The sequence below is a fragment of the Mycetocola sp. Y791 genome (genome assembly GCF_059445325.1).
The window spans coordinates 395,980-408,587 of record NZ_JCAIUC010000003.1; the positions used below are offsets into that span (position 1 = coordinate 395,980).

Below are 12,608 nucleotides of genomic sequence, written 5' to 3' on the forward strand. Positions count from 1 at the left end.
AGTCTATCGGGTGGCGGTACGACCGGTCGCGTCACATCAGGTCGCGGGACCGGTGGCTCGCTGCGAGCCAACGGCGGCACGCATACATCTGGCAAGCGTTACTTCGTGGGGTCGTCGCCCCGTGTGAGGTCGTCCCAGCTGTCGACAGCATCCGGCATCTCGGCGGTCGCGGCGGGCTCGAGCCGTACCGTGGAGTATTTCTTCGACGAGCGCGGCCACGAGCGTGCCGTGACCACGATGCCGATGCCGGCGATGGCCGTGGCGATCCCGAGAACAAGGGTGATGGCCGGCCACGGGGTGAAGGCCGCCGCATCGACGAGAGCCGCTATCGATTCGGTGCCTGCGATGCCTGTGGCATCCGTCACAGCGGCTCCGGCAGCACCGACCGGGTCGGTGAAGACGAGGACGGCAGAGAGCGCGACGCTTGCCCCAAGGGCCACCTCGAGAACACCGAGGAGGTAGCGGAAACCGATGCCGGCGATGGCGAGAGCCGCGCCGAGGGCGAGGGACGCCAGGGCGAGGGCAGCGAGGGCTGGGGCAGCGACGGCACCGTCAACGGCCAGTACGTCGCGAGCCGGTGCCGTCAGCGTGACCGTGAGCCACTGCTGCGTCCACGCGATGAGGGTGAGGCCGGCGAGGGCCAGCGTGAGCAGCATGAGCGTGTACTTGACGCGCTTACCGCTCCGGCTGGCGTCCGTGGTCGCCTCGCTCATGTGACCCTCGTCATCGCGTTGGCGACGGCGACGGCCCGAAGCGGCGCCGCTGCCTTGTTCTGCGATTCCAGGAACTCGCTGTCCGGGTCCGAGTCCGCGACCAGGCCGCCTCCGGCCTGAACGTGGGCGACACCGTTCATGATCGTTGCGGTGCGGATCGCGATCGCCAGATCGGTGTCACCGGAGAAGGCAAAGTAGCCGACCACTCCCCCGTAGACACCACGCTGAGCCGGCTCCAGTTCGTCGATGATCTCGAGCGCGCGCGGCTTCGGCGCCCCCGAGAGCGTGCCGGCCGGAAAAGTCGCCCGGAACACGTCGATGCCCGATGCCCCCGGCGTGAGGTTTCCCTCGACGCTCGAGACGAGGTGCATGATGTGGCTGAACCGCTCGATGCGCATGAACTCGGTGACCTCAACCGTGCCGGGCGTGCAGACCTTCAGCAGGTCATTCCGGGCGAGATCGACGAGCATGAGGTGTTCAGCGCGTTCCTTCTCGTCTGAGGCGAGCTCTGCGGCGAGTTCGGCGTCACGCTCAGGGGTCTCGCCCCTCGGCTTGGAACCGGCGATCGGGTGGGTGAATACCCGGCCCTTCTGCACCTTGACGAGCGCCTCCGGCGACGAGCCCACGATGGAATACGGCGTGCCATCGACGGTGTGGAGGTTGATCAGGTACATGTACGGGCTCGGGTTGAGGCTCCGCAGAATCCGGTACACGTCGATCGGGTCTGCAACGCACTCCTGATCGAAGCGCTGGGAGACGACAACCTGGAAGATGTCGCCGTTGCGGATGTGTTCCTTGGCGGTCACGACCGAGTCCAGGAAGTCCTCACGCCGGGTGCGGTGCTTCGGGTGCGCCGCAGTGGCGAGGTCGACGTGGGCAAGCCAGGCCTGGCTGGGTTCTGCGAGCCGTGCCTGCATCGAGTCGAGTCGCTCCTGGGCGTTCCGCCACAGTGTTTCTGCGTCATCGAGGCCGTCGTTGAGCACGTTGGCGATCAACTGAACGGTACCGGTGCGGTGGTCGATGACGACGAGGTCAGCAACGAAGGACAGCGCCTGGTCCGGCACACCCACCTCGCGGACCGGCTGGTTCGGCAGGCGTTCGATTTGACGAATCGCCTCCCAGCCGATGAAGCCGACGAGGCCACCGGTCAGGGGCGGGTGCCCGTCGACGGGTGGGGTCTCCCACCGGCTGTGCAGTTGCGCGATCGCCTCGAGCGGGGTCAGCCCGTCGATGGTCCCGAGTGCACGTTTGGCATTCATGCCGTAGTCCAGCCAGGCGGTCGCGTCGTTGTTCTGGGTCAGAACGCCGAAGCTTGACACCCCGACGAAGGAAAACCGTGACCAGATGCCGCCCTGCTCCGCGGATTCGAGCAGGAAGCTGCCCGGGCGGCCGATGGCGAGCTTGCGGTAGATACCGACCGGCGTTTCACCGTCTGCGAAGAGTTCCCGGATGACAGGAATCACCCTGTGCGCGGCGGTGAGTTCCCGGAACCCGGCGTGCGTTGTCGTTCCCGTCTGGGCCTGGTGCTTAGTCATCACTGTCTCCGCTGTCGGTGTCACCGTCGTCGGGGATGTCGCCGATCACCGGGCTGAGGTCCCGCGAGTCGAAACAGGTTCGAGTGCCGGTGTGGCAGGCAACCCCCACCTGCTCAACCTGGATCAGCAGCGTGTCGTTGTCGCAGTCGAGCGATGCCCCGCGAACGTACTGCGCGTTACCCGATGTGTCGCCCTTGCGCCAGTATTCGGAGCGGGACCGTGACCAGAACGTCACCCGGCCCTCCGTGAGGGTGCGACGGACCGCTTCGTCGTTCATGTAGCCGAGCATGAGAACCTCGCCGGTGTCCCATTGCTGGATGATCGCCGGCACAAGCCCGTCCGCGTTGAACTGGATGGATTCGACAGTGGATGAGACGCTCATGAGCGCACCAGGATCCCTTCGCTTCGGAGTTCGCGCTTGACGTCGTCGATGGTGAGTTGCCCCGAGTGGAAGACGCTCGCGGCGAGCACGGCATCGGCGCCGGCCTTGATAGCAGGCGGAAAGTCCTCTGCGCGCCCTGCCCCGCCCGATGCGATGACGGGAACCGTGCTGATTTCACGCATGAGCGCGAGCAGCTCGAGGTCAAATCCTTCTTTTGTGCCGTCAGCGTCGATGGAGTTGACGAGGAGCTCACCAGCTCCGCGCTCGATGGCTTCCCGCGCCCACTGGAGGGCATCGAGTGTCGTCTCGGTCCGTCCGCCGTGTGTCGTGACGACGAACCCCGACTCTGTGGTTCCGGACCTCTTGACGTCGAGCGAGAGGACGAGGACCTGAGCACCGAACCTGTCGGCGATCTCGCCGAGCAATGCGGGCCTCGCGATGGCAGCACTGTTCACGCCGACTTTGTCAGCGCCGCTGCCCTGAAGCCGAGCGACGTCTTCGGTGCTCCGGATGCCGCCACCGACGGTGAGGGGGATGAACACCTGTTCGGCGGTCCTCGTCACGACGTCGTAGGTTGTCGCGCGGTTGTCGACCGTCGCTGTGACGTCGAGGAACGTCAGTTCGTCCGCGCCCTGTTCGTAGTAGCGCCGCGCGAGGGCGACCGGGTCACCCGCATCACGCAGGTTCTGGAAGTTGACACCCTTGACCACCCGGCCGTCAGCGACGTCGAGACAGGGGATGACACGTCGCGCCAGGCTCATCGTCGTCCTGACCTAGAGCCGAGCCGCGTGGATGGCACTCACCAGGATGGCGCGAGCGCCGATCTCGTAGAGTGCGTCCATGATCTGGTTGGTGCGCTCACGCGGAACCATGACCCGAACGGCCACCCACTCCTTATCGCGAAGCGGAGACACTGTCGGCGATTCGATTCCGGCGGCAATGGCCGTGGCCTGGTCGAGGAGGCGCTCAGGCAGGTCGTAATCCATGATCACGTACTTGCGTGCGACGAGAACTCCCTGCAGCCGGCGCAGCAGCGTCGTGAGTCCCGGCTTCTCCTCCGGCGCACCGATGAGAACGGCCGTCGATTCGAGGATGACCGGCCCGAAGATGTCGAGTTCAGCCTTGCGCAGGGTGGTGCCGGTCGAAACGACGTCGGCGACGGCATCCGCGACGCCAAGCCGGACAGCCGACTCAACAGCCCCGTCGAGCGGCACGAGCTTGACCGTGACGTTGTGCTCGGCGAGAAACGCGCCGACGAGGCCGGGATAGCTCGTCGCGACCCGCAGGCCGGAGAGGTCTGACAGTTCGGTGAAGCGGCCGATCGGGCCCGCGAAACGGAACGTGGAGTCGGCGAAGCCGAGGCTTTCGATCTCGATCGCCTCAGAACCTGAGTCGAGGAGCAGGTCGCGTCCGGTGATGCCGACGTCGAGCGCGCCTGAACCGACATAGGTGGCGATGTCGCGGGGACGGAGGAAGAAGAACTCGACACCGTTGCGTGCGTCGATGAGGTGGAGTTCCTTGGGGTCCCTGCGGCCGGCATATCCGGCTTCTGACAGCATCTGGGCTGCGGTGTCGGCGAGCGAGCCCTTATTGGGCACTGCGATTCTCAACATCTGGTTTTCTCTCGTTCGGAGCGGTTCTGATCGACTGTGTGACTGGGGGATTATCCCGGCATCACAGATGTCGATAGACGTCCTCCGGGGAGAGGCCCTTGGCGATCATGAGCACCTGGAGGTGGTAGATCAGCTGGGAGATCTCTTCGGCGGTCTCGGTGTCGCTCTGGTACTCAGCGGCCATCCAGACCTCGGCGGCTTCCTCGACGATCTTCTTGCCGATGGCGTGCACGCCCGCGTCGAGCTCGCGAACGGTGCCGCTGCCCTCTGGCCTGGTTTCGGCCTTCGAGCTGAGTTCCGCGAACAGGTCGTCGAATGTCTTCACAGTACTCAGGGTACTAGCGTTTCGGGCCCCGGGCGTGCGTGTGCGCTGAGGCTGCCCTGCGAAGCAGGTCGATCTGCAGGCCGGGATTGTCGGCAGCGAACACGCTCGAGCCGGCAACGAAGGTGTCGGCACCTGCTTCGGCCGCGATCCCTATGGTGTCCTCGCTGATTCCGCCGTCGACCTGCAGCCAGATGTCTGACCCCACCTTGCCCGCCGCTTCGGCGAGCAGCCTCAGCTTCGGCATCGTCTCCGGCATGAACTTCTGCCCGCCGAAGCCGGGCTCGACAGTCATCACGAGGACGAGGTCGAACTCGTCGAGGATGTCGAGGTACGGCTCGATCGCGGTGCCGGGTTTCACGGCGATTCCCGCGCGGGCACCGATGTCACGAAGCCGCCTGGCGACGGCAACGGGGCTGTCGGTTGCCTCCGCGTGGAAGGTGACGGAGTACGCGCCGAGCTCGGCATAGCCGGGCGCCCAGCGCTCCGGGTCGTCGATCATGAGGTGGACGTCGAGGGGAACAGGTGAGACCTGCTGGATCCGTTCCACCATCTGTGGACCGAAGGTGAGGTTCGGGACGAAGTGGTTGTCCATGACGTCGACGTGGACGAGGTCGGCTGAGCTGATCGAGTGAAGCGCACTCTCGACGTTGACAAAGTCAGCGGCGAGGATGCTCGGGTTGATCCGGATCGACATGGGGAGAGCCTAACCGAGCCCGTCAGGCTTTGCTGATCAGGGCGATGAACATGGCGTCGGTACCGTGGCGGTGTGGCCAGAGCTGGACTGTCGTTCCGTCGCGGTCGGGCTGCTGCTCGCCGAGCTCAACAGGTTCGAGCACGAACGAGTTCACGACGGACGCTGTGTCGAGGAGTGTTGCGCTCTCCCCGAGGCGCCTGAGCGCGTCGAGGACGACGCCACGCGACTCTGCGAGGTGGGGCGAGCAGGTGACGTACGCGAGCACTCCCCCTGGCTTGAGCGCAGCGAACGCCGAGAGCAGCAGTGACTGCTGCAACCTGGTCAGGTCGCCGACGTCCCTGGCCGTCTTGCGCCAGCGCGCCTCCGGCCGACGCCGCAGGGCGCCGAGACCGGTGCACGGTGCGTCGACGAGGATCCTGTCGTAGGTGGCGGGGTGCAAGTCGCCGATCGTGGTTCCGTCAATTTCCGTTACTTCGATGTCGCCAGGCACCGGCGCTACAGCGCGGCGAACCAGCTCCGCACGCGCCGGGACGACCTCGTTCGCCGTCAGGCGCGCTCCGCCGATGGCGGCTTCGGCGCCGAGCAGGGCGGTCTTGCCACCCGGTCCAGCACAGAGGTCGAGCCACAGCTCCCCCTCCGTGACCGGCATCGCCCTGCTGAGCGCGAGTGCGGCGATTTGCGAGCCTTCGTCCTGTACCCGAATCCGACCGGCTTCGGAGCGGATGGCGGTATCCGGGTCGCCGCCGTCGAGGACGAAACCGAACGGGGAGAACGTGTCGGGCTCCGCACCGTCGGGGATTTGTGCGAGACCGGGAAGCGCAATGAGGTTCACCCTTGGCGCCACGTTGTCTGCGGCGAGCAACTGTTCGAGCTCGTCGCTCCTGCCCTCGGCAGCGAGTGCCTGACGGAACGCGCGCACAATCCACGCCGGGTGGGCGAACTCGGCAGCGAGCCTCTCATCGTTGGTCTTCGTGGTCGCGAGCACCCGCTCGCGCCACTCGTCGGCCGATGACCGGGAGATGGTGCGGAGCACGCCATTCGTGAACCCGACCGCCGATCGTGACCCGACGCTCCTGGCGAGGGCGACCGACTCGTTCACCGCCGCGTGCGGCGCGACGCGAGTGGCGAGCAGTTGGTGTGCACCGAGCCTGAGGACATCGAGGATGTCCTCGTCGATCTGCGCGACCGGACGGTTGGCGGCAAGCTCGATCACGCGATCGTAGTACCCGCGCATCCGGAGCGTGCCGTACGTCAGTTCGGTCGCCAGCCCGGCATCCGCTGTGCCGAGAGCCTGTCGTTTGATGAGGGTCGGCAGCAGGAGGTTGGCGTACGCGTCGTCGCGGCTGACCGCGTTGATGACGTCGAACGCGACGCGGCGTGCTGGCTGGATTGAGGCTGGGGATTCGGGTGCGGCATTCATTGTGTGGTTCTACTCTGCCACGATCTGGGGATCGGGCCCGAGTCCCCGCCACCAGTCGGCCGCGCGCATCGCCGACTTTCCGGCCGGCTGGACCGTGTCGAGCTGCAGTGCCGTCGACCCGGTGCCGATGAGTACCTCCCGTTCGGAGAGGGCGAGTACGCCGGGAGGAAGTGTGACGTCCGGGCGAGGCGTCATGCCGAGGATTTTGAACCTCGCACCGCCGATCGTCGTGTGCGCGCCGGGTTCGGGCGTGACACCCCGGAATCGGTTGTAGAGCGTTTCGGCGTCGTGAGTCCAGTCGAGCCGGCCATCCTCGATTCTCAGTTTGGGCGCGAGGGTCACCTGACCGGTCTGCGGGACCGCACTGGCGCGGCCACCGGCGATGTCGTCGACGACCCGGGCGAGCAGTTCGCTCCCGGTGACGGCGAGTTCGGAGAGGAGGTCTGCCGCCGTGGCGTCGGGAGCTATCGGGTGATCAACGGTGCCGAAGATGTCGCCGGCGTCGAGCTCTGGCACGAGCTGGAAGACGCTCGCGCCGGTGACGGTGTCACCGGCGATGAGGGATCGCTGGACGGGTGCTGCTCCGCGCCACGCCGGCAGCAGAGAGAAGTGCAGGTTGATCCAGCCGAGTCTCGGCGTCGAGAGCAACGGCTCCCGCAACAGTCCCCCGTACGCGACGATCACGCCGAGGTCAGCGTCGAGGGCTCGGACGCGCTCGGTCACGGCATCGGTGAGGCGGTTGGCCTTGAGAACGGGAATCGAGTGTTCCTCGGCCACCAGGGCAACGGGCGACGGGGTGAGAACGCGCTTTCGGCCGAGCGGGGCATCCTCCCGCGTCAGCACAGCGACGACATCGTGTTCGCTGTCGATCAGGGCACTGAGGCTGGAAACAGCGACGGAGGGCGTGCCGGCGAAGATCAGCCTCATGCGGAAAAGTGCGCGGAGGCGGAGGCGGAGGGGCGGGAAAGGCTCATGACAGGATCTCCGGGTCGTCGAATCGTACTCTCAGTGTAGGCATCTGCCGGTACGCGGCCTTGCCCGCCGGCGGCTTGCGCCTCGTCGTCGCGTTCTTCACCACCGCAGCCCTGAGCTCGCGGGCGGCGGCCTGCGCCTTGCCGTAGTCGAGCCGCAGAATGGTGCGCACGCCGTCCGAGGTCGGCACGGGCCCGAGCACATCAGCCGGGACAAGCGAGGTCACGGCCGCGACGGCATCCCGAACCGCCGTGTCGTCTCCCGTCACGGATGCCACGCGCACCGCCGGCGGGAATCGGAGAGTTCGCCTGTCGGCGAGTTCGGCCGACGCGAACGCCGGCTGGTTCCAGGTCGCGACGGCCGTGGCGAGGGTGCCGGCGACCCCGGTGAGGATCACCGGGGCGCCCGGCGCAGACAGGGCAGCGGCGTTGGACCACCAGCGCAGGCAGTCCTCGGCGATGCGCAGCGATTCGGCAGCGAGCATCCGATCGCCGTCGAGCAACAGGACGGCAGCATAGCCGCCGTCGGCAACCGGCTCCGCACCCCGCGTTGCGACGACGAGGGCCGGTGATCCGGAAACCCCGGTGACCTGCCGTTCGCCGTCTGACACCACAACGCGAACGCCGGGGAACGCGCGTCCGAGTTCCTCGGCGGTGCGTCCTGTCCCGCGGGTGACGAGCCTGAGCTTCGTGCCTTCACAGTTGTCGCACGCCCAGTTGCCCGCGATCGCACCGCACAGCGTGCACGCGGGCAGTGCACCTGCACGAGGGATACCGAGCGGCCCGTGGCACGCCGTGCAGCGCGCGGCCTGTGAACATCTGGCGCAGGCGATGACCGGCGCGTAGCCCGGCCTGGCTACCTGGACGAGCACGGGTCCGGTCTGGATCGCCTCCTTGGCCTGCCGCCACGCCATTGAGGGGATGCGCGCGGTCACGGCTCCTGGCTCCGCTTCGTTCGAGGTGGCCGTGAGCATGACCCGTGGCGTGTACACGCGGCTTGGCCCGACCGGGGTGACAAAGCCGATCTCCACCAGCCGCTGCACGTCAGTGCTCCGAGTGTGCCCGGCAAAGACGAGTGCAGCGCCGGATTCCTCCTGGCGCACGAGGGCAGCGTCGCGCGCATGTACGTACGGCGCCAGTGGCTCCGCGTGCAGCGGATCTCCGTCGTCCCACACCACGATCAGCCCGAGACGGGCAGCGGGGGCGTACACGGCCGACCGGTTGCCGATGATCACGCGAGGCTGGGCGGTGAGGCAGTCGAGGAACGAACGGTATCGCTCGGCGTTGGACTGCCTGGCGTCAACCCTCGTGAGTTGTTCCGGCGGGATGATCCGTTCGAGCGCGGCCTGGAGCTGGTCCTGGTCGCGGTAGTCAGGGAGCGCGACAATGACCGACGAGCCGTTGGCGACGACCCGTGCGCTGAGTTCGGCGATGGTGAGGGCCCAGCGACCTACCCAGGCGGTCCCGAGATCGGTCACCGTCGGGATCGCGGCAAGCGCGATCCGGCTCCCCGCGTCGATGGCGTCGCCGAGGGACTCCGGGTAGTCGTGAATCGGCAGCGGGTGCCGGGGCCCGGAGACGGGCTCGTGCTCGTTCGCCGGAGCATCAGTGGCGGGAACGTCAGTGGCCGGAACGTCGGTGGCCGGAGTATCAGTGGCCGGAGCATCAGTGGCGGGAGCACCGTTGGCCGGAGCATCCGTCATCGAATCGGCGTGCTGATCGGCGTGCTGATCGGCGTGCTGGTCGGCAGCGCCGCCCGTTGCTTCCTGTTCCGCCTGTTCGGCGACCCAGGTCTTCTCCACCCGAACCTGGCGCGGCGGAATGGCGAGTCGCAGGATATCTGTCGCTGAACCCGCCGCCCTGTCCGCGAGCCGGCGTGCCAGGGTCCACAGTTCCGGCGTGAGAACCGGGACGGGCGAGACGACGGAATCGAGCGGGCTGAGCGTTCCGTCGAAGCCGTCTGCCTTCGCCACGACGTCGACAATGTACCCTCGCGACAGTCGGCCGGCCGAGCGGAACGGCACCGCGACCCGGACACCGGGCACCGCCGTCTCGGCGAGCTCAGGCGGGATGCTGTAGTCGAAGAGGTGATCCAGTTGCGGAAGAGGCGAGTCGATGGCGACTCGGGCGACGTGACCCGGCGCTGGGCTCACCGGCGCGCTGTCGGCCGGTGCGCTCATGGTTACAGCCCGGCCGCGCTCTGCAGCTCGGCGACCCGGTCGAGGCGCTCCCAGGTGAAGTCGGGGAGTTCACGGCCGAAGTGTCCGTATGCCGCAGTCGCAGCGTAGATCGGACGGAGGAGGTCGAGCGAAGAAACGATGGCGGCTGGACGGAGGTCGAAGACTTCGCGGATGGCGTCGACAATGGTCTCTTCGGAGACCTTGGCCGTTCCAAACGTCTCGACATAGAGGCCGACCGGAGCCGCCTTGCCGATCGCGTATGCGACCTGCACCTCAAGCTTGTCGGCGAAACCGGCAGCGACGGCGTTCTTCGCCACCCAGCGCATCGCGTACGCAGCGGAACGGTCGACCTTCGACGGGTCCTTTCCGCTGAACGCTCCCCCGCCGTGCCGTGCGGCTCCGCCGTAGGTGTCGATGATGATCTTGCGACCGGTCAGTCCCGCGTCGCCCTGTGGGCCACCGATAACGAAGCGCCCGGTCGGGTTGATGAGAAAGTTGACGTTGTCGGAATCCAGGTCGACCGAGTCGAGAACAGGCTTGATGACGAGCTCGGCGACGTCGGCACGGAGCTGCTCGACATCGATGCCGTCCTGGTGCTGGGTCGAGAGCACGATGGTCTCGACCGTGCGGGGCGTGATCCCGTCGTACCCGATGGTCGCCTGGGTCTTGCCGTCGGGGCGCAGGTAGTCGAGCTCGCCCGACTTCCGGACCTCTGCGAGGCGCTCGGCCAATCGGTGCGCGATCCAGCCGGGAACGGGCATGAGCTGCGGTGTCTCGGTGGTGGCGTAGCCGAACATGATGCCCTGGTCGCCTGCGCCCTGTGCGTCGAGCGCGTCGGAGCTGGACTGCTCGCGTGCCTCGAATGCCGAGTCGACGCCCTGGGCGATGTCGGGCGACTGCTGGCCGATCGACACGGACACTCCGCAGGACTTGCCGTCGAACCCGACGTCGGAGTGGTCGTAGCCGATGTTGGTGACGAGCTCGCGGATCAGTGCGGGAATCTCGACGTAGGCCTCGGTGGTGACCTCGCCCGCTACGTGGACGAGGCCGGTGGTGACGAGGGTCTCAACGGCGACGCGGCTCTGCGGGTCTTGTTCGAGCATTGCATCGAGGATGCTGTCTGAGATTTGGTCGCATACTTTGTCTGGATGCCCTTCGGTCACAGATTCCGAGGTAAACAGGCGCAGTTGCGTCATACCAACTCCAAGTGGGACAGGGTGAGTGCGGGGCTAAACGAGCGAGTTCAGGATGCTGTGAGCAACGTCGAGTTTCTCGCCTGAGGCCTTCATCACTATATCTCCGCCCCGTGACAGCATCACGACACTGTTACGGTCGGTGGAGAATCCCTCGGACCAGCTGACCCGGTTGAGGACGAGAAAATCGCAGCCCTTTCGGGCGAGCTTGGCGCGTCCAAGCTCAATCAGTTCGTCCTCGGAATTCGCGGTTTCGGCTGCAAAACCCACGACGATGCCCCGAGGCCTTGAGGCGGAGAGGCCGGCCAGAATATCGGGATTTTTGACGAGCGTGAGGGTGAGTTCGTCGCCCGTCGATTCCTTCTTGATCTTCTCGTGCCTGACCTCGGCTGAACGGTAGTCGGCGATTGCAGCGGCCATGATCGTGATGTCCGCTGTCTCTGCGGCATCCGTGACCGCACGCGCGACATCCGCTGCTGTCGGCGCATCGATGACGTCGACACCGGCCGGCGCTGGCACGTCGAGGTGCGCGGCGATGAGAGTCACTGACGCTCCGCGACTCACCGCTGCCTCCGCGAGGGCAACGCCCTGCTTGCCGCTCGACCGGTTGCCGATGTAGCGAACGGGATCGAGGGGTTCCCGAGTGCCGCCGGCGGTGATGACGACACGTTTTCCCGTGAGGTCGCGCACGGGAGGCGAGACCACCTCGAGCGCGGCAGCGACGATGATCTCCGGCTCCTCCATCCGGCCCGGGCCGGAGTCGGTGCCCGTGAGCTGGCCGGAGGCGGGGCCGACGACCGTTACGCCACGGGAGCGCAGCGTGTGGATGTTGGCGACCGTCGCCGGGTTCTGCCACATCTCGGTGTGCATGGCCGGGGCGATGACGACCGGTGCTGTGCTCGCGAGCACCGTGTTCCCGAGCAGGTCGTCCGCAAGGCCGACCGCGAGTTTGGCGATGGTGTTCGCGGTCGCCGGGGCGATCACGATCAGGTCGGCAGCCTGGCCGATGGCGACGTGCCGCACCTCGGCGACGCCCTCGTAGAGCTCGGTGTGCACCGGGTTGCGTGAGATGGCCTCGAGCGTCGGGCGTCCGACGAACTTCAGGGCACCGGCGGTGGCGACGACCTGGACGCTGTGGCCCTGCTTAACGAGTAAACGGATGACACCGACCGCTTTATATGCGGCGATGCCACCCGTTATGCCGACAACAACGTTCAATGAGCCTGTCATCGGGTACTGCAGAGACTATTCGGCGATGGGACGCAGAACGAGCTTGTCTTCGTTGATCTCGTGGAGTGCAACGGAGAGCGGCTTGTCCTCGACCTGCGAGTCGACGAGCGGACCCACGTTGTCGAACAGGCTGCCTTCATGAAGGTCAGCGTAGTAGTCGTTGATCTGGCGGGCGCGCTTCGACGCGAAAATGACGAGAGCGTATTTCGAGTCGACCTTGCTGAGCAGGTCGTCGATGGGCGGGTCAATAATTCCCTTGGGTTTTTCAGCCATAACTGAAGTTCACACTCCTCGTGCGTCGCGGATTTTGCGGAAGAAAGGTCTTTTGGCGGCTGCATCGCTACAGCGAGTG

At 66.5% G+C, this 12,608-nt stretch carries 13 protein-coding genes; all 13 read right to left on the bottom strand.

All coding sequences use genetic code 11. From position 1 onward, the window contains the following. Nucleotides 1-98: 98 nt before the first annotated feature. Nucleotides 99-713, bottom strand: a complete 615-nt coding sequence (locus AC1C2N_RS10940) for a Trp biosynthesis-associated membrane protein (protein ID WP_483404153.1) — start codon at nt 711-713, stop codon at nt 99-101. Continuing rightward, nucleotides 710-2,248, bottom strand: a complete 1,539-nt coding sequence (locus AC1C2N_RS10945; protein WP_483404154.1) for an anthranilate synthase component I — start codon at nt 2,246-2,248, stop codon at nt 710-712. Before AC1C2N_RS10945 ends, AC1C2N_RS10940 begins: the two co-directional genes overlap by 4 nt. After that, entirely contained in the window at nt 2,241-2,630 is a 390-nt protein-coding gene (gene hisI / locus AC1C2N_RS10950) for a phosphoribosyl-AMP cyclohydrolase (protein WP_483404155.1), read from the bottom strand. Before hisI ends, AC1C2N_RS10945 begins: the two co-directional genes overlap by 8 nt. Then, nucleotides 2,627-3,391, bottom strand: a complete 765-nt coding sequence (gene hisF / locus AC1C2N_RS10955; RefSeq protein ID WP_483404156.1) for an imidazole glycerol phosphate synthase subunit HisF — start codon at nt 3,389-3,391, stop codon at nt 2,627-2,629. Before hisF ends, hisI begins: the two co-directional genes overlap by 4 nt. A gap of 12 nt (nt 3,392-3,403) precedes the next feature. Continuing rightward, the gene (hisG, locus tag AC1C2N_RS10960) at nt 3,404-4,243 is read right to left on the bottom strand and encodes an ATP phosphoribosyltransferase (RefSeq protein ID WP_495433978.1); all 840 of its coding nucleotides are present in this window, start codon (nt 4,241-4,243) and stop codon (nt 3,404-3,406) included. A gap of 61 nt (nt 4,244-4,304) precedes the next feature. Beyond that, nucleotides 4,305-4,568: a phosphoribosyl-ATP diphosphatase gene (locus AC1C2N_RS10965; protein WP_483404158.1), complete on the bottom strand. Its 264-nt coding sequence runs from the start codon at nt 4,566-4,568 to the stop codon at nt 4,305-4,307. Nucleotides 4,569-4,581: 13 nt separating this feature from the next. Further along, complete coding sequence (gene rpe, locus AC1C2N_RS10970) at nt 4,582-5,262, bottom strand: ribulose-phosphate 3-epimerase (RefSeq protein WP_495433979.1); 681 nt, start codon at nt 5,260-5,262, stop codon at nt 4,582-4,584. A 22-nt stretch (nt 5,263-5,284) separates the two neighbouring features. After that, the gene (locus tag AC1C2N_RS10975; RefSeq protein WP_495433980.1) at nt 5,285-6,682 is read right to left on the bottom strand and encodes an RsmB/NOP family class I SAM-dependent RNA methyltransferase; all 1,398 of its coding nucleotides are present in this window, start codon (nt 6,680-6,682) and stop codon (nt 5,285-5,287) included. Between the two features lie 9 nt (nt 6,683-6,691). Continuing rightward, nucleotides 6,692-7,609, bottom strand: coding sequence for a methionyl-tRNA formyltransferase (gene fmt, locus AC1C2N_RS10980; RefSeq protein ID WP_495433981.1), 918 nt, complete (start codon nt 7,607-7,609; stop codon nt 6,692-6,694). A 43-nt stretch (nt 7,610-7,652) separates the two neighbouring features. Beyond that, nucleotides 7,653-9,833, bottom strand: a complete 2,181-nt coding sequence (locus AC1C2N_RS10985) for a primosomal protein N' family DNA-binding protein (protein ID WP_495433982.1) — start codon at nt 9,831-9,833, stop codon at nt 7,653-7,655. 2 nt (nt 9,834-9,835) lie between these two features. Further along, complete coding sequence (gene metK, locus AC1C2N_RS10990) at nt 9,836-11,029, bottom strand: methionine adenosyltransferase (RefSeq protein WP_495433983.1); 1,194 nt, start codon at nt 11,027-11,029, stop codon at nt 9,836-9,838. Nucleotides 11,030-11,062: 33 nt separating this feature from the next. Further along, the gene (gene coaBC / locus AC1C2N_RS10995) at nt 11,063-12,256 is read right to left on the bottom strand and encodes a bifunctional phosphopantothenoylcysteine decarboxylase/phosphopantothenate--cysteine ligase CoaBC (RefSeq protein ID WP_495433984.1); all 1,194 of its coding nucleotides are present in this window, start codon (nt 12,254-12,256) and stop codon (nt 11,063-11,065) included. 15 nt (nt 12,257-12,271) lie between these two features. After that, complete coding sequence (gene rpoZ / locus AC1C2N_RS11000; RefSeq protein ID WP_108391030.1) at nt 12,272-12,529, bottom strand: DNA-directed RNA polymerase subunit omega; 258 nt, start codon at nt 12,527-12,529, stop codon at nt 12,272-12,274. Nucleotides 12,530-12,608 lie beyond the last annotated feature (79 nt).